General features: G+C 44.3%; 23 protein-coding genes. 15 read left to right on the top strand and 8 right to left on the bottom strand.

Annotated elements, in window-relative coordinates:
* Positions 1 to 54 precede the first annotated feature (54 nt).
* Positions 55 to 1,170, bottom strand: a complete 1,116-nt coding sequence (locus tag AC58PQ_RS00310; protein WP_497240015.1) for an aminopeptidase — start codon at positions 1,168 to 1,170, stop codon at positions 55 to 57.
* Positions 1,171 to 1,339: 169 nt separating this feature from the next.
* Between AC58PQ_RS00310 and AC58PQ_RS00305 the strand changes: the two genes are divergently transcribed.
* Together AC58PQ_RS00305 and AC58PQ_RS00300 are read left to right on the top strand one after the other, a co-directional pair.
* A complete protein-coding gene (locus AC58PQ_RS00305) occupies positions 1,340 to 1,882 on the top strand; it encodes a hypothetical protein (protein WP_497240014.1) in 543 nt (180 codons plus the stop codon).
* Positions 1,872 to 3,029 carry an MFS transporter gene (locus AC58PQ_RS00300; protein WP_497240013.1) on the top strand — a complete coding sequence of 386 codons (1,158 nt, stop codon included), beginning with the start codon at positions 1,872 to 1,874 and terminating at the stop codon, positions 3,027 to 3,029. Before AC58PQ_RS00305 ends, AC58PQ_RS00300 begins: the two co-directional genes overlap by 11 nt.
* Positions 3,030 to 3,076: 47 nt before the next feature.
* Here AC58PQ_RS00300 and udk read toward each other — a convergent pair whose 3' ends face one another.
* Together udk and AC58PQ_RS00290 are read right to left on the bottom strand one after the other, a co-directional pair.
* Entirely contained in the window at positions 3,077 to 3,712 is a 636-nt protein-coding gene (udk, locus tag AC58PQ_RS00295; RefSeq protein WP_497240012.1) for a uridine kinase, read from the bottom strand.
* A gap of 112 nt (positions 3,713 to 3,824) precedes the next feature.
* Positions 3,825 to 4,142, bottom strand: coding sequence for a hypothetical protein (locus tag AC58PQ_RS00290; RefSeq protein ID WP_477595679.1), 318 nt, complete (start codon positions 4,140 to 4,142; stop codon positions 3,825 to 3,827).
* 323 nt (positions 4,143 to 4,465) lie between these two features.
* Between AC58PQ_RS00290 and AC58PQ_RS00285 the strand changes: the two genes are divergently transcribed.
* The 11 genes from AC58PQ_RS00285 to AC58PQ_RS00235 all read left to right on the top strand — a co-directional run bounded on the left by AC58PQ_RS00285 (position 4,466) and on the right by AC58PQ_RS00235 (position 14,352).
* Positions 4,466 to 4,846, top strand: coding sequence for a hypothetical protein (locus AC58PQ_RS00285; RefSeq protein WP_497240011.1), 381 nt, complete (start codon positions 4,466 to 4,468; stop codon positions 4,844 to 4,846).
* Between the two features lie 8 nt (positions 4,847 to 4,854).
* A complete protein-coding gene (locus AC58PQ_RS00280) occupies positions 4,855 to 6,390 on the top strand; it encodes a sensor histidine kinase (protein WP_497240010.1) in 1,536 nt (511 codons plus the stop codon).
* Complete coding sequence (locus AC58PQ_RS00275) at positions 6,387 to 7,952, top strand: DUF3369 domain-containing protein (RefSeq protein ID WP_497240009.1); 1,566 nt, start codon at positions 6,387 to 6,389, stop codon at positions 7,950 to 7,952. Before AC58PQ_RS00280 ends, AC58PQ_RS00275 begins: the two co-directional genes overlap by 4 nt.
* A gap of 295 nt (positions 7,953 to 8,247) precedes the next feature.
* Positions 8,248 to 9,105 (top strand): patatin-like phospholipase family protein, encoded by an 858-nt coding sequence (locus AC58PQ_RS00270; RefSeq protein WP_497240008.1) that lies wholly within the window; start codon positions 8,248 to 8,250, stop codon positions 9,103 to 9,105.
* Positions 9,106 to 9,118: 13 nt separating this feature from the next.
* The gene (locus AC58PQ_RS00265) at positions 9,119 to 9,526 is read left to right on the top strand and encodes a VOC family protein (protein ID WP_497240007.1); all 408 of its coding nucleotides are present in this window, start codon (positions 9,119 to 9,121) and stop codon (positions 9,524 to 9,526) included.
* Between the two features lie 501 nt (positions 9,527 to 10,027).
* Complete coding sequence (locus AC58PQ_RS00260; RefSeq protein ID WP_497240006.1) at positions 10,028 to 11,044, top strand: ABC transporter substrate-binding protein; 1,017 nt, start codon at positions 10,028 to 10,030, stop codon at positions 11,042 to 11,044.
* A gap of 28 nt (positions 11,045 to 11,072) precedes the next feature.
* Entirely contained in the window at positions 11,073 to 11,363 is a 291-nt protein-coding gene (locus AC58PQ_RS00255) for a thiamine-binding protein (protein ID WP_497240005.1), read from the top strand.
* Complete coding sequence (locus AC58PQ_RS00250; protein ID WP_497240004.1) at positions 11,363 to 12,130, top strand: ABC transporter permease; 768 nt, start codon at positions 11,363 to 11,365, stop codon at positions 12,128 to 12,130. Before AC58PQ_RS00255 ends, AC58PQ_RS00250 begins: the two co-directional genes overlap by 1 nt.
* 17 nt (positions 12,131 to 12,147) lie before the next feature.
* Positions 12,148 to 12,924: an ABC transporter ATP-binding protein gene (locus AC58PQ_RS00245; RefSeq protein ID WP_497240003.1), complete on the top strand. Its 777-nt coding sequence runs from the start codon at positions 12,148 to 12,150 to the stop codon at positions 12,922 to 12,924.
* Positions 12,911 to 13,711 (top strand): TatD family hydrolase, encoded by an 801-nt coding sequence (locus tag AC58PQ_RS00240; protein ID WP_497240002.1) that lies wholly within the window; start codon positions 12,911 to 12,913, stop codon positions 13,709 to 13,711. Before AC58PQ_RS00245 ends, AC58PQ_RS00240 begins: the two co-directional genes overlap by 14 nt.
* An 80-nt stretch (positions 13,712 to 13,791) precedes the next feature.
* The gene (locus AC58PQ_RS00235; protein ID WP_497240001.1) at positions 13,792 to 14,352 is read left to right on the top strand and encodes a DNA-3-methyladenine glycosylase I; all 561 of its coding nucleotides are present in this window, start codon (positions 13,792 to 13,794) and stop codon (positions 14,350 to 14,352) included.
* A gap of 65 nt (positions 14,353 to 14,417) precedes the next feature.
* On the opposite strand, the gene AC58PQ_RS00230 is transcribed toward AC58PQ_RS00235, so the two are convergent.
* The 3 genes from AC58PQ_RS00230 to AC58PQ_RS00220 form a co-directional block, all read right to left on the bottom strand.
* Positions 14,418 to 14,723, bottom strand: coding sequence for a hypothetical protein (locus tag AC58PQ_RS00230; protein WP_497240000.1), 306 nt, complete (start codon positions 14,721 to 14,723; stop codon positions 14,418 to 14,420).
* A 137-nt stretch (positions 14,724 to 14,860) separates the two neighbouring features.
* Positions 14,861 to 15,847: a YpdA family putative bacillithiol disulfide reductase gene (locus tag AC58PQ_RS00225; protein WP_497239999.1), complete on the bottom strand. Its 987-nt coding sequence runs from the start codon at positions 15,845 to 15,847 to the stop codon at positions 14,861 to 14,863.
* Between the two features lie 162 nt (positions 15,848 to 16,009).
* Entirely contained in the window at positions 16,010 to 16,186 is a 177-nt protein-coding gene (locus tag AC58PQ_RS00220; RefSeq protein WP_497239998.1) for a hypothetical protein, read from the bottom strand.
* A gap of 219 nt (positions 16,187 to 16,405) precedes the next feature.
* On the opposite strand from AC58PQ_RS00220, the gene AC58PQ_RS00215 reads away from it, so the two are divergent.
* On the top strand, positions 16,406 to 16,663 hold the full coding sequence (locus AC58PQ_RS00215; RefSeq protein ID WP_497239997.1) for a DUF2164 domain-containing protein: 258 nt from the start codon (positions 16,406 to 16,408) through the stop codon (positions 16,661 to 16,663).
* 48 nt (positions 16,664 to 16,711) lie between these two features.
* Complete coding sequence (locus tag AC58PQ_RS00210; protein ID WP_497239996.1) at positions 16,712 to 17,344, top strand: NUDIX hydrolase; 633 nt, start codon at positions 16,712 to 16,714, stop codon at positions 17,342 to 17,344.
* A 91-nt stretch (positions 17,345 to 17,435) separates the two neighbouring features.
* Here AC58PQ_RS00210 and AC58PQ_RS00205 read toward each other — a convergent pair whose 3' ends face one another.
* Together AC58PQ_RS00205 and AC58PQ_RS00200 are read right to left on the bottom strand one after the other, a co-directional pair.
* Positions 17,436 to 17,600: a hypothetical protein gene (locus AC58PQ_RS00205; RefSeq protein ID WP_477592817.1), complete on the bottom strand. Its 165-nt coding sequence runs from the start codon at positions 17,598 to 17,600 to the stop codon at positions 17,436 to 17,438.
* Positions 17,601 to 17,614: 14 nt separating this feature from the next.
* The gene (locus AC58PQ_RS00200; protein ID WP_497239995.1) at positions 17,615 to 17,869 is read right to left on the bottom strand and encodes a YpbS family protein; all 255 of its coding nucleotides are present in this window, start codon (positions 17,867 to 17,869) and stop codon (positions 17,615 to 17,617) included.
* Between the last annotated feature and the right edge of the window lie 67 nt (positions 17,870 to 17,936).

The raw sequence follows: 17,936 nt of genomic DNA, 5'->3' as shown, positions 1-17,936 counted from the left end.
ATTTTCTCGGAAGTCTCAACTGCTTTTCAGTTTGACACTACTTCCTATAGTTAACTACATTAAGTTTTCTGGATTTAGTTTCTCCAGCTCAGGAATGACGAAGCGACCGTCCTTACGAATAAGCACATCGTCGAAATAAATTTCGCCGCCGCCATATTCAGGTCGTTGAATCAGAACCATATCCCAGTGAACGGAAGAACGGTTGGTGTTATCCGCGGTTTCATAGGCTTGACCTGGTGTGAAATGGATACTTCCATCAATTTTCTCATCGAACAATATATCTTTCATCGGATGTTGAATATAAGGGTTCACGCCAATCGCGAATTCGCCAATGAAGCGAGCTCCGTCATCCGTATCAAGGATCTCATTCAATTTCTTGGTATCGTTGCTGGTTGCGTTAGTAATGCGGCCATTTTCGAAGGTCAGCACAATGTTCTCAAAGGATGTGCCCATATAGATGGTTGGCGTGTTATAACTGATGACACCATTTACGGAATCTTTCACAGGTGCCGTATACACTTCGCCATCCGGTATGTTTCGCAGGCCAGAGCATGGAACGGCCCCGATATCTTTGATCGAGAAGCTGAGATCCGTTCCTTTGGCGATCAAACGAACGCGATCCGTGCGATTCATCAGATCGACAAGGGATTCCATGGCCTTCGCCATTTTGCTGTAATCAAGGTTACACACATTAAAGTAGAAATCCTCGAAGGCTTCGGTGCTTTTACCAGCCAGCTGCGCCATAGAAGGATTCGGATAGCGCATAACGACCCATTTGGTGTTATTAATACGCTCGTCGAAGATCGGACGTTGGAAGTACTTCAGGAACAGCTTCATTTGCGCATCAGGCACATCGGAGGATTCGGTGATGTTATCGCCGCTGCGAACAGCAACGTAGGCATCCATTTGTTTCATCCGAGCAAGCTCAATGTCAGACCACGCGCTGAATTGTGCTTGTGTGCCTTTCATTTGTAGACTCCGCGTTATCGCAGGATCGCGCAATTCGATGAAGGGGTTACCTCCAGCAGCATGAACTTCCTCAATTAAGCATTTCGAGAGTTCGGGGTCTTTAACACCAATCATTTCAATCAATATGTTCTCACCGGGCTGTAGGCTCACGGAATACCGAATAATGTTTCGGGCAAAAGTCTGAAGTCTTGGATCTCTCATACTGTAGGTCTCCCTTAATCAAAAATACGTACCCCCAAATTATAACGCAACGCGTTCGCGTAATCCAATCGAGGAAATGGCTTCATAAACATCGAAGGGGTATACTACACATAGGAGTAGGGTCATTACAATATTCAACAAGGTATATAGACAACTAGAGGAGGACGCTATGGCAAGAGATCAAATTAAAGTACCCTTCGGGTATGAACCCCCGGCAGAAACACAGAAGGGAACCGTCTTGGTATTCGAAACATTCGAAGACTGGACAGAGCACGAAATGTGCGCTTTTATGACGTGGGCAGAGGAACGGAAATTCGTGCGCGCGATTTTTTACCCACAGCACGAGGAAACGCTTCGCAGGATGGATATTCGTGCCGAAATGCCTTATTATGCCCGTGTGAAGCATCTCGAAGAGCTGTTGGAGAATGTAGATACACCCCTTCAAGCAGAAGTGGATAAATGGGAAGGAAAGCGTAAGAAATACACGCCGCTTGATACCTCCTTAAGCTTTCTTGCAGAGAAATCTCCCGGGCCTCACTTTATTTGTATGAGTGACCGTTACGCGAACCTGTTTGTTACATACCCATCCTTCAAAGAGTGGATTAAAAAAGCAAGACTCGTCATATTTACGCAGTTCCGTGTTCCCCTTCATGGCAAGCTAAATGACTATGCCGAGAGATGGGAAACGGTGGATTTTGGGAATGGCTCTTAAATTACTGCGTTCCAATTATCAATTAACCACATTAATTATGGTAATCATCGTGGCGGGAATGAGTCAGGGTATGCTCCTGCCCTTGCTCACGATTTTGCTAGATCGTTCGGGTGTTTCAACTGATGCTAACGGTGTAAATGCGGCGGCTCTTTATATTGGGATTTTTGCGACAATGTTCTTCATAGAAAAGCCTGTTCGACGTTTTGGCTATAAACCCGTCATTATGATCGGAATGAGCTTGATTATAATCGCCAATTGTCTGTTCCCCGTGTGGCAGCATGTTGGTTTTTGGTTTGTACTGCGTCTTCTAGTGGGCATTGGGGACAGCGCTTTGCATTTTGCCACACAACTCTGGATTGTAGCCTCCAGTCCGAAGGAGAAGAGAGGACGCAATATCTCCCTCTACGGAATGGCGTATGGGATTGGGTTTAGTCTGGGACCATTAGGGATTACGTTGCTAAAAGCAGGGGTTTGGGTACCTTTTATGGTCACAAGTGCTTTCTTTCTTCTTATATTGATCCTCCTGACAAGGCTCAAGAATGAGAAGCCAGAACGGGCAGAACGCATGGATGCCGCGCACAAACGTGCTACAACGGTCATTTCATTAGCATGGTTCCCGCTTATTACGTCACTTCTCTTTGGCTATATGGAAGCAACGCTGAATAGTAATTTTCCTTTGTATGGGCTTCGTATAGGTATATCTGAGTCGACGATTGGACTTTTGCTTCCGGTTACCGGCATTGGAGGCCTTATCATGCAGCTGCCGCTCGGTGTTTGGAGTGACCGTATAGGTAGAAAGCCGATTTTGATGGGAACGGCTATTATTGGAGCCATTGCTTTTAGCTGCGTTCCATTAGTTGGGACGAACTTATGGGGGCTTGGACTCTGTTTAGGTGTAGCAGGGGGGATGGTTGGATCTTTCTTTTCGCTAGGGTTAGCGTATGCAGCTGATATTTTGCCGCGACATCTGCTGCCAACTGCCAATATAATAGCTTCGATCCAATATAGCGTGGGAAGTATCATTGGCCCTTTAGTGGGAGGGATGGCGCTTCACTATATGAGTGTGGTCAGTATTTTCTACTTCTTAGGCCTAGTTTACTTGTTGTTTGGACTCTCAGGCTCAATCTTTCGAGCTCGTGAGAGATGAAAAAAGCCGCTTTCCTTATCCAAGGAAGGTGGCTTCTTCTTCGTGTTTTAGCCGATTTCGTAATTGGCTGCTTGGTCGGTCATATATCGTTCTGTCAAAATCGTAAGTAGTGAGATCCCGATTTGATTTTCTCCGCCCTCAGGAATAATGATGTCCGCGTATTTCTTCGATGGTTCGATAAACGCATCATGCATGGGCTTAACCGTCGTCAAATACTGGTCGAAAACGGATTGCAAGGATCGGCCGCGTTCATTAATATCGCGAGATAGGCGACGGAGTACACGGACATCTGGATCTGTATCAACGAAGACTTTGATATTCAGTGCGCCGCGCAGGTCTTCATCCGTTAATACGTGGATACCTTCAAGAAGCACAATCGGTTTAACATCAACGCGAATCGTTTCTTGCGAGCGGGCATGCTGGGTGAAATCGTAGACAGGGATGTCGACGGGTTGCCCGTTCTTCAACAAAGTCAAATGCTGAAGGAGCAATTCATTTTCAAATGCACGAGGATGATCATAATTAATGCGTTCCCGTTCTTCAAAGGTCAGACCGCTATGATGAATATAATAATTATCTTGTGAAATTAAAGTCACATTCGTGGATCCGAGTTTTGTAATGATTGACCTAGCTACTGTTGTTTTACCTGAACCGGTTCCACCGGCAATTCCAATCACGAGCATGTATGTAGTGCCTCCCCAAATAACTTGAAAACCTTCCTACGTAGTTTAACATAATGTGTACATAAAAAGAAAAAGCGATCGAATATCGATCACTTTTAGCTTGAGAAAGACCTTATCGAATTTGCTTAGGCGTATGAAACTTCTCTTGATTGGCCTCGATATCCTGAGCGGCTTGGTTTAATTGCTCGAAGGTTTGCTTAATTTGCTGTCCGAACTGATCGTTTGCAAACTCTGCTAATTGTCTTTGTGCTTGCTGGACCTGTTGGTCTGCTTGAACAAGTGCCGCTTGAGCGGATTGGATGGCATGTGGATTGGCTTCTGTTATGGCGACTTGCAGCTCATGCTGGGCGGCTTGTGCTTGAAGTATGGCATGATCAGCGGCGTCAATGGCGTGCTGAACAGGCTGTTGATGCTGATTGGTTCCTGTCATTGGGAAAGGCCTCCTATAGGTTCATGATGAGAAGGGAGAAGCTATGAAAAGCGACTTTACTACATTGCACCAAAATTGGGGAAATCATTCGCATTCGGGAAATGAAATTATTTCCTGGGTAAGCGCAAAATGTGAGCGTTATCATGAAGATTCGACATAAGTTGTCAGACAATTGTGAATAAAAAAACTATTCATCAAAATACATTCTATATGACACATGTTTCCAAAATAAAAGTGGACAAAGTACATGATTATTCTTAAGCTAGAGAGAATAGTTTTTTTGGCATGATTAGACAAAAAACATCTTCATGGAGGATCACATAATGTATAAAATCAAGGGTTTAATTGTAATTGCTGCATTAATTATAGTAATCTCCGGATGTGGTAAAGCGAAGACGACGACGTCGACGGCAACATCTTATACACCAACATTAGAGGTCTCAGCTACCGTCAATGATAATATCGCTACACTTGATCTGACAACTGATTTGAAACTCTCCAAAGAGCATTATGATCAGCAAAAGGTTCAAGGTGAAGGTCATGTCCATGTTTCTGTTGACGGAGGCGAGAAAATCGTTGTAACGGATAATCAAAAAGTGTTGGATCCATTAGCCAAAGGCCCACACGAAGTTAAAGTTTCTTTACATAATAACGACCACACGCCTTACAATGTCAGCAAAATCGTCACGTTCGATGTGAAGTAGGGATGGCTATGTCATTTCAACGAAAGAAGTTTAGTCTACAAGGACGTATTGTATTTCTAGTCACAGCAGTAACGGTAGGCATGATTTCGACCATGTTGGTTGTCGACACGGTCTCCTTGAATCAATCCATCCGAGCAGCCTATGTCAGCCAAATAAGTGGAATGACGATTGCCATTAATGGACGTTTTGAAGAGTCTAAATCAATCTCAGATGTGCAACAAATTTTCGATTATATTCAGTATAAAAATAGTCGTGTGTTGGAATTGAAGCTTTATAACGCTGAAGGATTTATTCTTGCAGCTTCGAATCGTTCGCAAATCGGAACTCATATCATTAAAGATACGATTGTCATGCCTAAACAGGATAAAACCATTGTTGATCGGGTTCCTATGGCCGCTAGTGATAAGCCAATTGTTAGGTTGACTGCGCCTCTGCAAGAGGATGGAGATGTCGTTGGTGCTGTGGAGGTTATTTTCGATTCTTCCGAGGAAGAAGAATTACTCAAAAAGCGAACCAGTCTTATTATCATTGTTGGTTTAAGTATAGCAATCATACTTTCAACATTGTTATGGCTTATTTTACGAGTCATAGTCATTCAGCCGTTAAGTCGGTTGCGTGGAGCGGCAGTTATTGTCAAGCAAGGCGGAGATTTACCAAAGTTGAATTTCAAAGAATCACCGGAAATTGCTGAGGTTTCCGATGCTTTTCATGACATGGTAAGCAATTTGGATGAACGATATCAGGAGCTTCAACAGGTGCTAGATAAACTTCATGTCACTCAGAATCAATTAGTACATTCGGAGAAAATGGGTGCACTGGGCAATCTGGTCGCTGGCGTGTCGCATGAAATAAACACCCCGATCGGTATTGGTATAACAGCCATCAGTTATCTCGATCAGAAAACGTACGAATTTCAGTCGTTGTATGAATCTGGCAAGATGAAAAAGTCGGATCTCGAGCAATTTCTGTCCATTGCCCATGAGACGAATGAGATGGTACAGTCGAATTTGGAACGTGCATCTTCCTTAGTGAAGAGCTTCAAACAGATTTCTGTGGATCAAAGTGTTGAGATTAAACGTACGATCCTTTTGAAAGAGTATCTGGAAGGAATTATTGCAAGTTTGAAGCCTGCACTTAAGAAAACACATATACGTTTGGACGTATTCTGCGATGAACGACTTCGGTTATACACGTATCCTGGAGCTCTATCTCAAATTATTACCAATTTAGTCATGAACTCAGTGAATCACGCTTATGAGCCCGAAGATGAAGGTAACATATGTATTCGTGTGATCGACAGTACCGACCATTTCCTGCTCGCCTATTCCGATGATGGCAAAGGGATGACTGAGGACGTGTTAGTTCGCATTTTTGATCCGTTCTTCACCACAAGCCGCGGACAAGGCGGGACGGGATTAGGCATGAATATCTTTTATAACCTCGTGAAAGAATCTTTGAACGGCTCGATTCAATGTTCCAGCGTACTGAGTCAAGGCAGCTTATTTACGATAACAATCCCCAAAGAGGAGGAAGCTGAGATATGACCAAGAAAGTGGAGTCTGTTGATCAGGATGAGCTTCTTTTTGCTGCAGAGGAAGACAGTGAAATAGCAAGTCTACAAACTGCCCAGCAGGACCCGTGGATCGTACTTATTGTGGATGACGAGAAACAAATTCATCAAGTGACCAAAATGGTGCTGCAGGATTTTGAATTTGCTGGAAGGAAATTGGAGTTCCATAGTGCATTCTCTGCGTTTGAAGCTAAACAGCTATTAAGAGAGCAACCGCAAACGGCCCTTGTGTTATTAGATGTTGTTATGGAATACGAGGACTCGGGTTTGCAGATTGTTAAATATATTCGTGAAGAATTGAATAATCAAGCTGTACGCATTATTTTGCGGACTGGTCAGCCAGGCCAAGCACCCGAACGAACGGTCATCATGGATTATGACATTAACGATTATAAAGAAAAGACAGAACTTACCTCTACGAAGCTATTTACAACAGTAGTTACAGCGCTGCGGTCCTTCCGCGATATCAAAACGATTGAGAAAAGCAGAGTCGGTTTGGAAGAAATTATTAAGTCATCGGCGACTTTGTTTGAATTACAATCTATGAAGAAATTTGCGTCAGGTGTACTGACCCAAATGACTTCCATAGTAAATTTACATAAGAATGCTATACATTGCAGCTTCGCGGTGACTAAGGGTGTCGAGGATATTTATATTCTCGCGGCCAGCGGCGATTATGCGTCGAATCAAGATGCGAGAGCACGTGATGTCGTTCCTGCGAATGTTCTCGAGGAGATTGAAATTGCGTTCCAATCCCGCAAAAGCAGCTTTGCTGCGGATCGCTTCGTCATCTATTTCCAGAGTAAGATGGGGATGGAAAATGTGATTTATATGAATGGGTTTAATTCCCTTAGCGAATGGGAGCACTACCTCGTAGATATTTATTGCGCGAACGTGTCTGTAGCCTTCGAGAATATTTACCTGAACAATGAGCTCGAAAGCACGCAACAGGAAATTATTTATACGATGGGTGAGATCACAGAGACTCGGTCACAGGAAACGGGTCATCATGTGAAAAGGGTGGCCGAATATTCGCGCTTGTTAGCCCTGAAGTATGGCTTATCCAAGCAGGAAGCCGAAATCGTTCGATTAGCAACACCGATGCATGATGTAGGCAAGGTTGGTATTCCTGATGCCATTCTCAACAAACCTGGCCCCTTAACAACAGATGAATTCGAGATCATGAAAACTCATTCTAATTTAGGCTATGAAATGCTCAAGCATTCGAACAAGAAAGTACTTCACGCCGCGGCGATTATTGCTCATCAACATCATGAACGATTCGACGGGACTGGTTATCCACAAGGACTTAGCGGGGAAAACATTCACCTGTACGGCCGGATAACAGCTTTAGCAGATGTATTTGATGCCCTTTGCAGCGATCGTGTATATAAGAAGGCGTGGGAATTAGATCGTGTGTTAGATTTATTGCAGTCTGAACGCGGTAAACATTTTGATCCCGTCATTGTAGATCTTTTTCTGGGCAATTTGGATGAATTTATGGTCATCAAAGAAATGTATAAAGAAAATCGTTAATCATCTTAAGGATTTCAGGTTGGTATAAGATAAGGATCACCTGTTAACCCTTACTCTTAGGAGCAAGGGTTTTTACGTAATATAATGTACGTGTACAAGGGTTTGATAAGTTGACGTACACACATTAAATTTCGGCAAAAATACGGTTGAACAGGGATTTCCCCTAATTTGTCTTAGAAAGTAGGATGAAATCGTCGTCTATGTCTCTTTTTCGAAGAAAAAAACCCGTTTCTTTTAATTTACAATTCCTGTATGCTAGAAAGGGGCTTGAGACAGACAGAAAGAAGGTGACACCATGGAAGGAATTGGACTCGTACTGGAAGGCGGAGGTATGCGAGGGGTATACACCGCAGGAGTCTTGGAATACTTTATGGAGCAGGATTTATATTTCCCTTACGTGGTAGGTGTTTCAGCGGGGGCATGCAATGCCGTTTCATATATTTCTAAACAACCTGGGCGGAATAAGAAAGTAACGATCGACTATATTGCGGACCACCGTTATTTAAGTTATCGAAACTTATTGCGCAGTAAAAGTATATTTGGCATGGATTTTATATTTAATGAACTGCCGAACCGGCTAGTCCCATTTGATTATGACACGTTCTATGCTTCTTCACAGCAATTTGCTATTGGAACGACAGATGCGCATACAGGGGAGCCGATTTATTATACGAAACATGAGCTGCTGCAGCAAACGATGCCGATCATACAAGCTTCTAGTTCGTTGCCTTTTGTAGCTACGCCGATTCATTATGAGGGCAGAACCTTATTTGATGGCGGATTGGTCGATCCGATCCCCGTTCAGAAGTCGGTGGCTGACGGCAATAAAAAGCATATTATTGTCTTAACGAAAGAGCTCGGCTACCGTAAACGGCCCTTAAACAACACACAGCGTTGGTTGGCAAAGAGCTTTTATCCGAAATATAATGGCTTAGTGGATGTGCTTGTCAATCGCAGCGAAATTTACAATAACACGTTAGAAACGATTGAACGCATGGAAGCAGATGGAAGTGCGCTTATTATCCGACCGTCCACCAAAGTGAAAGTAGGACGCATGGAGAAGGATCCGCGTAAGCTTGAGAAATTACATGAGCTTGGCTATGAAGATGTGAAGAAGCTTGGACCTCAGTTAAAGGAATGGTTACTACACTAGGGGGTTGTATGGATTGAGTCATGGGAAACAGAAGGTTAAGACTTTTTTGATGTTTACTGGGCAAGCTGAGGAAGCAATGAATTTGTATACATCAATATTTGATCAATCTGAGATTGTCAGTATTCAGCGATATGGTCCTAATGAACTAGGTCCTGAGGGAAGTGTTGTGAAGGCAACATTCTCTATTCATGGGCAACAATTTATGTGTAGTGACAGTCCAGTTGAGCACGCTTTTACCTTTACACCTTCGATATCTTTGTTTGTGACATGCGATACTGTCGAGGAAATTAATCGCGTATTTGCAACACTAGAGCAAGACGGCAGAGTCTATATGGGCTTAGATACTTACCCTTTTAGCGAAAGATTCGGTTGGGTAGGCGATCGCTTCGGCGTAACTTGGCAGTTGAGTCTCGAGAAATAGCTTCGCACAATTGAATGATGAAACCACGAGTGAAACCACTTTCCAACCACGGAGGGTGGTTTTTGTGTTATATAAGATAATATGAAACATCGCGGATTAGTGCTTTCCACCAAGTGAAACCCGATATTATTAGTTTTTTCTGCGTTGGAAATCGGCTTTCTTGACAGCGGGAGTGAAGCGGCAGGGGGCAGACATCTTTGGCGGGTATAGATTAGTTTACTTTCAGTATAGGTTTGCATTTTGTCGAAACATGCGGTATGTTAGAAGCTAACCCAACTAGAACCCACGGGAGCTTGAGAAGTCAGGCTGAGATTGTGACCGTCTTTGTCACTAACCGTTAATCTGATCTGGATAATGCCAGCGTAGAGATCTCATATAAATGCACGTCCATCGATGGTATCATTTGTCGATTGGAAATATCATTTTCTACACATGGCGCTCCCGGACATCGGGGGCTTTTTCGTATGGGTACATAGAGAAACAAGGAGAGGGTAACAAGGTATGAAATGGAAAAAAATTGCACCACTTCTGTTCGTCAGCTTTACAGTTTTCATCGCAGGCTGCGGCAACGATTCAGCGAAGTCAGTTCAACCGACAGAGGGAGCCAAAAAGCTAACGGATGTAAAGGTTGTACTAGACTGGACGCCGAATACGAATCATACGGGGCTGTATGTCGCGAAGGATCAAGGTTTTTTTGAGCAAGAGGGCTTAAATGTACAAATTATTGCGCCAGGCGAAGGCGGAGCGGATACGATGATCGCATCTGAGGCGGCAGAGTTTGGCGTGAGCTATCAAGAAAGTATTACACAGGGCCGTATTCAAGGAGTTCCGTTAGTCTCGATTGCAGCAGTTATTCAACATAATACATCTGGCTTTGCTTCACCAGTTGCGAAGAACATCAAAACACCAAAGGATTTCGAGAACAAATCGTACGGCGGTTGGGGTGCTCCTGCTGAAAGTGCGATGATTGATTCTTTGATGCAATCCGAGAAAGCGGATCCGACGAAGGTGAAAGTGGTCAATATCGGCGATGCGGATTATTTTACAGCGGTCAAACGCGATATCGATTTCGCTTGGATTTACTACGCTTGGACGGGAGTCGATGCGGAACTTCGTGGTGAGCCGCTCAATATGATTTATTTGAACAAATATTCGGATAAACTGGATTATTATACACCGGTTTTGGCGACAAATGAGAAGATGATCTCATCGAAACCAGAAATCGTTAAAGCTTTTGTTGCAGCAGCGTCCAAAGGCTATCAATATGCGATTACGAAGCCTGAAGATGCAGCTAATATTTTGATCAAAGCCGTGCCAGATCTTGATCCTAAATTGGTCGTTGCCAGTCAAAAATGGTTAAGCCCACGCTATCAAGACGATGCAGCACGTTGGGGCGAGCAGAAGAAATCCGTGTGGGAAAATTATGCGACTTGGATGCTGGACCACAAGCTTTTGGAGAAAAAGCTGGATGTTGATGCGGCATTTACGAATACATTTTTACCTGAAAGTAAGAAATAATCCCATGTTCTAAAAGAGGAGAATTCCAATGGCAAATGCGCTTGTCAGCATTCAAATCATTCCAAAAACCGTAAATGGCGAAGATGTTATTCCTTATGTAGATCGTGCGATCGAAGTGATCGCGAATTCAGGTGTCAAGTATTTCGTATCACCCTTGGAGACGACAATGGAAGGCGAGCTGGATCAGCTCCTTCTGATTATCCAAGATATGAATACCGCGATGATTGAGATGGGCAGCCCGAACGTCATTTCACAAGTGAAAATTTACTTTAATCCGTCTGGTGCTTCAATGGACAAGCTGACGGAGAAATACAGATAATGAACATCTTTCGCTGGATCAAAGCAGGATGGCCACCACTTGTGGTAGTCATCCTTCTGTTGTTTATTTGGCAGCTTGCCGTCACGTGGGGTGGAACTGCAGATTGGTTGCTTCCGAGTCCGCTCAAAATTTGGCGAGACGGCACATCAGATATGCCGCGCGTGTGGATGCATATGTGGGCAACGGTACGTTTGATGTGTATCGGATTTAGTGTAGGAGCCATTGGCGGTGTTCTCGTTGCCAGCGTATTACATAGGCTGCCGCTCGTTAAGGCGGGTTTCTATCCGCTGCTCATCCTATCTCAAAATATCCCTGTCATCGCGCTGGGACCGCTTTTGATTATTTTATTCGGTTTTGGCCTTTTACCTAAAGTTCTATTGATTTCACTTGTCTGTTTCTTCCCTGTGACGATGTCGACGCTAGATGGCTTTATGCAGACCGATCGCAGCATGTATACCTACATGCAAATGATTGGCGCATCGAAACGCCAAATTTTTTATAAATTGGAGCTGCCTCACGCACTGCCATTTCTATTTACGGGACTCAAAATATCGGCCACCTATAGTGTCATGGGCGCTGTTATTGCCGAATGGCTGGGCGGAAATGTGGGGCTCGGCTATTATATGATCCTTCAAAAATCAGCCTTCCGCGCGGATCGGGAATTTGTTGCGATTGGCATTATCGTGATCTTGAGTTTACTCTTTTTCTGGCTGATTGCAGGGCTTGAGAAGCTCGTCATTCGTTGGAACGTCAAACGGTCATCGTAGAAAGGGGAGCAGTGACCATGAGCAAATTAGAGCTGTCGGGAATTCAACATGGGTTTCCTAGCAAAAAAGCGATAGTCCCCGTGCTTGCAGATATCCATCTGCATGTCGAACAAGGTGAGTTCGTTTCCATCATTGGACCCTCTGGGAGTGGGAAAAGTACGTTATTCCATATCATCGGTGGACTCCTACAGCCTACTTCAGGTGAAGTTTGGTTAGATGGCGAGCAGGTAACTGGGAAAAAGGGATTAATTTCTTACATGCCGCAGCAACCGGCCTTGTTTCCATGGCGCTCCATTGAGGAAAATGTGGCGCTAGGGCAGGAAGTGGCAGGGGAGTCGCGCAGTTCGGCGATCGCAAAAGCAAGAGAATGGCTGCCCAAAGTCGGCTTAGGGGGCTATGAACGGGAGTTTCCTCACGTGCTTTCAGGCGGGATGCAGCAGCGGGTTTCCTTTCTGCGAGCGTTATTAAGTCCACAAGAGCTCATGTGCTTGGACGAGCCATTCGGCTCTTTAGACGCGTTAACACGGCAGGATATGCAGGCGTGGCTGCTTAACATATGGGAGCAAAATAAACGATCCATTCTATTCGTAACGCATAGTATCGAGGAAGCGCTTTTTCTATCTGATCGCATCTATGTGCTTTCCAATAAGCCAGCTAGTATCGTGGAAGAGTTGAAAGTTCCATTCGCAAGACCGCGACAGGAAGCTGTTCTGCAGGAACCTGAATTTTTAGCGCTTAGGCAGCATATTCAAGGACTTTTGCGACGGGAGAGAACAAACGATGGTGGCCATTGATGCGCATATACATCTTGATATGTATTCGGAAGCGTCTGCGAAGGCGATTATCGCAGATTTGGAAGGTTCACAGGTGCATGCATTGATTGCGGTGTCCAGACACATAGACTCCTGTAAGGCCACGAAACACTTGCAGTCATTAGCGCCAGAGCGTGTTTTTGCGGCTTATGGGTTTCATCCAGAGCAGGATTTGCCTACGGAAGAACAGTTGGATGAATTAATCGGTTGGATGGGTGAGCATGCAAGCGAAATGATTGCAGTTGGCGAAATAGGACTGCCTTATTACAAACGACAAGAGGTAGAAGATGCGGGACAGGTGTTCGACTTGGCGCCGTACATTCAGCTGCTGGAGCGCTTCTTCCAGCTGGCTGCCGAGTGGGATAAACCAGTTGTACTTCATGCCGTGTACGATGATGCTGCGATTGTATGTGAGCTTCTTGAGAAATATGGAATCAAGAAAGCACATTTTCATTGGTTTAAGGGACCGAGCGAAACAGTGGAACGTATGATAAGCGCTGGCTATTATATATCGATCACCCCGGACGTCCTCTATGAAGATGAAATTAGAGCGCTTGTTCGTAAATATCCATTAGCTCAAATGATGGTTGAAACGGATGGTCCTTGGCCGTTTGAGGGGCCGTTCGCAGGCGAAGAGACCCATCCTCGTATGATTCATGCTGTTATTGAACAGATCGCTGAGCTAAAAGGGCAGGGTGTGCAAGAAACGGCGGCCATGTTACTTCAAAACACCGAACACTTTTATGGCTTGTCACTAAGTCTGCGCTAAATCAACTGGACAAGTGTTCGTTATAGTTTTATAATAAAACAGAACACATGTTCTATACTTGGGTGAGGTGAAAGAGTTACATGACAAACCGTTGCGGTTGGGTTAATGAAGACCCTATATATCAAGATTACCATGACCATGAATGGGGAGTTCCCGTACATGATGATCGCGTCTTGTTTGAGATGCTGAATTTGGAAGGCGCTCAAGCTGGTTTAAGCTGGTATACGATTTTGAAGAAGCGAGAGAACTATCGGGAAGCGTTCGACGGCTTTGATCCGCATGTGATCGTGAACTATGACGAAGCGAAGCTGCAGGATTTACTGCAAAATCCTGGCATCGTGCGCAATCGCTTGAAAATTGCTTCTGTTGTTGGGAACGCGAAAGCCTTTCTTAAGGTTCAACAGGAGTTCGGTACGTTCGATACGTACATTTGGAGCTTCGTAGGCGGAGAACCGATAAAGTATCAGTGGGAAGATAGCCGTCAGCTGCCTGCCAAAACAGATATCTCTGATCGTATGAGTAAGGACTTAAAGAAGCGTGGATTTAAATTTGTTGGTTCAACGATTTGTTATGCCTATATGCAAGCTGTGGGCATGGTAAGTGATCACACGCAAACTTGTTTTCGATATCATAACGAATAGCATGTAGGTAAACATAAGGCCATCTGAGAGGACGAATTGTCCGAATCAGATGGCCTAATTGTGCTTCAATTGGCATGTTGGAGTTGTTTCTCGATTAAATTGGCCTTGATCATATAAATCCGTTTGCGGATGTAGAAATCATAAACAGCACCCGTAAGTTCTCTTGGTTTAATACGGTTGTTCGTGTCGTTATCTATGATTGTCACCGACCCATCGTCATAGAACTTGAACGTATAGTCGGCATAATAGGAGTGAGCTTCGTCAAGAAAGGCATCGATCTGTTCGGGAAGAAGATGGTCAGTGTCACACAATGCCTTCTGGTACCAATAATCTCTCTCGATAAAACGGAAATTGTGACTGGGGTTCATCATGTTAACAACCTCCTCATCTAATTGGAACATTTGTTCTTGTTTTCATTATAGCAAACAAATGTTCTCAATGGAAGGGGGTGCTATGAAAAAAAAGGAAAAATTTTCATAGAGTTAACCAGAGAGAAAGCCACCAATCTCTAAGATTGATGGCTCTGGCCGGAAATGATATGTGCGGTAATGGAAAGTCCATGCAAACGGCCTGTTTCGATGAAGATCTCGTTCGCATCATACTTGGAAGAAGCAACCACACCTGCGACATATAAGCCGGGAATGTTCGTTTCCATCGTCTCGGGATTGACCAAAGGCGCGTTGGTTTCTTCATGAAACTGAACGCCAATATCTGTAAGCAGTTGCCGATCCGGCCGAAAGCCGGTTAATGCAAGAACAAAGTCATTATCCAAGGTGACATGTTCGTTTCCTTTTCGCACGAGTACAGTATGTTCGTCAATTCGTTCGACCTGAGCGTCAAACCACATCTGGATGCGTCCTTTTTTAACCATACTTTCAAATAACGGACGGACCCAGGGTTTAATATTGGCTGAGAAATCTTTCCCTCGATAGACAACGGTCACATCTGCGCCAACGCGGAGTAAATCCATGGCAGCATCCACAGCGGAATTGTTGCCGCCGATGATCGCCACTTTAGCTCCGGCATAAGGATGTGCTTCCTTGTAATAGTGAGTCGTTTTGGGAAGCTCTTCACCAGGAATACCCAGCATGTTCGGGTGATCGAAATAGCCGGTAGCGACAACAACTTTATGTGTATCGTAAGTGGCTTTGTTGCCAAACTGATCGGAAGTATGAACCTTGAAGCCAGCTTCAATTTGTTCAATTTGAACAGCTTCCTCATAAGAACGAATGCGTAACTGCTCTCTGCGAGCGACTTCACGATAGTAAACCAGGGCCTCCTGGCGGTAAGGTTTATCATGCGGGGTCGTAAAGGAATAACCGCCAATCTCGAGTAGTTCTGGTGTACTGAAAAACTGCAAATACGTAGGGTATAAATAAATGGCATTCACAATACATCTTTTCTCTATGAGTAAAGGTGACAGCCCTGCGCGCTTCAAGGCAACAGCTGCCGATAATCCGCAAGGCCCCGCACCAATAACGATGACTTGTTCCATGTTAACAATCTCCTCCAATACATGTTCCTTTGTCTATACTAGCGCACGTGGTAGGAGATGCCAAGATTGAATAACTCTGAAGTTAAGTCGAATTAACGAAAAAAGAGCAGCAATTAGCTCCTGAAAAGGAACGAAATGACTGCTCTGCCTAGCACCGGTCGATTATTTTTGGTTCAACTGATTTTCTTCATTGTCTTCACTGATATCGTCTTTGGCCAGATTGATAGAAGATGTGCTAGGTGCGTTTTCCAACGTATCATTAACGAAAGCCATATCTTGATTTTTCGCATTCGTATTCGTTGTTCCTGTATAGTTGCCTTCATGTTTCTTGTTTTCCATAGGAGCACTTCCTTTCAGTTGATTTGCAGTTCCCCGTTAATGTGCACCAAGAAGGAGGATTTTATTCCCTTTTTAGGAATAGGGAGGTAACAGAGTGAGCCCATATAGTTCCTAGCTACAAAATCCGCTATAATAAGCGAAGATAGAAAATGGAAGGGTTAGCACCTTCCAGGAAATCGACTTGCAAATTTTTGAGTAATCGGGGGCGTACAGTACAATATGAAAGTTTTAAAATTACCCAAGGATGAAAAAGATGCATTAATCAGTGATCTGCAAGAGCACTTGGATGTAGAGCTTGGAGTGACAGTTGGTCAAATAGCAGCAGAGCAATTGATTGATTATATGCTTCAGCAGCTAACAGCTCCGATTTATAACCAAGCCATCGAGGATGCACTTAAGGGTGTAAAAGACCGAATGACGGTGCTAGAGGATGATCTCTACGCTATGAAAGTTACGAAGATTACTACGCGGAGATAGCGTCAATGAACAAGTGTTGCAGGCTGATTGGAGTGGGGAGGGATAATGATGAAGTCGGAAGAGCTTTTTGATGTGTTTGATGCGAAAAGGAATTGGCTCGGCGTGGCGCCTCGCTCCGAAGTTCATGCCAAGGGGCAATGGCACCAGACCTTCCAATGCTGGATTGTCAGTTTGGAAGAGAAAGTGCCGAAGCTTCTGCTTCAGTTAAGGCATCCTGACAAAGATTTGTTCCCGGATTTGCTGGACATCTCCTGTGCAGGACATCTTGCTGCTGGTGAGACCGTCGAAGATGGGACACGGGAGCTGGAGGAAGAGTTGGGACTTTCCGTTCACTTCGAGTCTTTGATCTCATGCGGCGTATTTGCAGAGGAAGATCTGATCTCGGACAAACTCATAGATCGTGAGTTCTGCCATGTATTCATCTATCGCTGCGATCAACCGTTGAAGAGCTATGTCCTGCAGCCAGATGAGGTGAGTGGTCTATTTGCTGTGACCGTTTCTGATTTTAAACAACTCATAAGCGGTGAACAGGTGGAGATTATTGCGAGTGGTTTCAAAATGGGAAAGATCAGCGAGTACGTAGATGTAGAATGGCCGATCTCAATGAACGAATTAGTACCACATCCTCCGGCTTATTTTGAGCTGCTTTTTCAAAAAATGGAGGAACATGGTTGGAACTGAGAACGTAAATGCATCCATACATGAATAAATACATACACGAAAAAGAACCGAATCAGATGAACTGATCGGTTCTCACCGTGCAAAGCTGCTTTTAGACGAAATAAGCATTTGCAATGTAGACATAAGCGATGTAGCACACAATGGAGAGACCAATGCAGGTGATTCCCCATGCGATTTTTTGCTTAAACAAGAGCAAGAATCCCGCACTGAAGGCGGATCCCATGATAAGCATTGAAATAAAAGTTAGTACACCCATGAAAATGTATCTCCTTACCCTTTGTTTACGTAATCACGGACCATATCCTCAGTTACAAGGGAACGGAGAGGAGAAATACCTTTTTGGGCATGGGCGATAATTTGGGCCGTAATGGCGTTGATTGTATCAACGTTAAAAGGCAGCCCGCGTTTGCACAAATCGACAGCTGCGTCAATCGCGTGCTCTCGCTGTGCATCAAGCTCAGCAAATCGAACGAGATGCAGATGCTGTGCATTCGAATGTTTGGAAATCGCTTCATGTACATTCATGTTAAAGTTCTCCTTTTGTGACTAGATTGTCTTCTAGTATACACGATTGAAAAGCGAAGGAACAGGT

Source organism: Paenibacillus sp. J22P143, assembly GCF_059692035.1.
Note: the sequence above shows the minus strand (reverse complement) of the source record. Positions and strands in the feature narration are given on the sequence as shown.

Excerpts from the sequence above, each read along its gene's own strand:
- AC58PQ_RS00285 (WP_497240011.1), top strand. The coding sequence starts at position 4,466 with ATGTATAAAATCAAGGGTTTAATTGTAATTGCTGCATTAATTATAGTA.
- AC58PQ_RS00305 (WP_497240014.1), top strand. The coding sequence starts at position 1,340 with ATGGCAAGAGATCAAATTAAAGTACCCTTCGGGTATGAACCCCCGGCA.
- AC58PQ_RS00300 (WP_497240013.1), top strand. The coding sequence starts at position 1,872 with ATGGCTCTTAAATTACTGCGTTCCAATTATCAATTAACCACATTAATT.
- AC58PQ_RS00235 (WP_497240001.1), top strand. The coding sequence starts at position 13,792 with ATGACAAACCGTTGCGGTTGGGTTAATGAAGACCCTATATATCAAGAT.
- AC58PQ_RS00255 (WP_497240005.1), top strand. The coding sequence starts at position 11,073 with ATGGCAAATGCGCTTGTCAGCATTCAAATCATTCCAAAAACCGTAAAT.
- AC58PQ_RS00210 (WP_497239996.1), top strand. The coding sequence starts at position 16,712 with ATGAAGTCGGAAGAGCTTTTTGATGTGTTTGATGCGAAAAGGAATTGG.
- AC58PQ_RS00200 (WP_497239995.1), bottom strand. The coding sequence starts at position 17,869 with ATGAATGTACATGAAGCGATTTCCAAACATTCGAATGCACAGCATCTG.
- AC58PQ_RS00270 (WP_497240008.1), top strand. The coding sequence starts at position 8,248 with ATGGAAGGAATTGGACTCGTACTGGAAGGCGGAGGTATGCGAGGGGTA.
- AC58PQ_RS00240 (WP_497240002.1), top strand. The coding sequence starts at position 12,911 with ATGGTGGCCATTGATGCGCATATACATCTTGATATGTATTCGGAAGCG.
- AC58PQ_RS00260 (WP_497240006.1), top strand. The coding sequence starts at position 10,028 with ATGAAATGGAAAAAAATTGCACCACTTCTGTTCGTCAGCTTTACAGTT.
- AC58PQ_RS00215 (WP_497239997.1), top strand. The coding sequence starts at position 16,406 with ATGAAAGTTTTAAAATTACCCAAGGATGAAAAAGATGCATTAATCAGT.
- AC58PQ_RS00290 (WP_477595679.1), bottom strand. The coding sequence starts at position 4,142 with ATGACAGGAACCAATCAGCATCAACAGCCTGTTCAGCACGCCATTGAC.
- AC58PQ_RS00230 (WP_497240000.1), bottom strand. The coding sequence starts at position 14,723 with ATGATGAACCCCAGTCACAATTTCCGTTTTATCGAGAGAGATTATTGG.
- AC58PQ_RS00275 (WP_497240009.1), top strand. The coding sequence starts at position 6,387 with ATGACCAAGAAAGTGGAGTCTGTTGATCAGGATGAGCTTCTTTTTGCT.
- AC58PQ_RS00280 (WP_497240010.1), top strand. The coding sequence starts at position 4,855 with ATGTCATTTCAACGAAAGAAGTTTAGTCTACAAGGACGTATTGTATTT.
- udk (WP_497240012.1), bottom strand. The coding sequence starts at position 3,712 with ATGCTCGTGATTGGAATTGCCGGTGGAACCGGTTCAGGTAAAACAACA.
- AC58PQ_RS00225 (WP_497239999.1), bottom strand. The coding sequence starts at position 15,847 with ATGGAACAAGTCATCGTTATTGGTGCGGGGCCTTGCGGATTATCGGCA.
- AC58PQ_RS00245 (WP_497240003.1), top strand. The coding sequence starts at position 12,148 with ATGAGCAAATTAGAGCTGTCGGGAATTCAACATGGGTTTCCTAGCAAA.
- AC58PQ_RS00310 (WP_497240015.1), bottom strand. The coding sequence starts at position 1,170 with ATGAGAGATCCAAGACTTCAGACTTTTGCCCGAAACATTATTCGGTAT.
- AC58PQ_RS00220 (WP_497239998.1), bottom strand. The coding sequence starts at position 16,186 with ATGGAAAACAAGAAACATGAAGGCAACTATACAGGAACAACGAATACG.
- AC58PQ_RS00205 (WP_477592817.1), bottom strand. The coding sequence starts at position 17,600 with ATGGGTGTACTAACTTTTATTTCAATGCTTATCATGGGATCCGCCTTC.
- AC58PQ_RS00250 (WP_497240004.1), top strand. The coding sequence starts at position 11,363 with ATGAACATCTTTCGCTGGATCAAAGCAGGATGGCCACCACTTGTGGTA.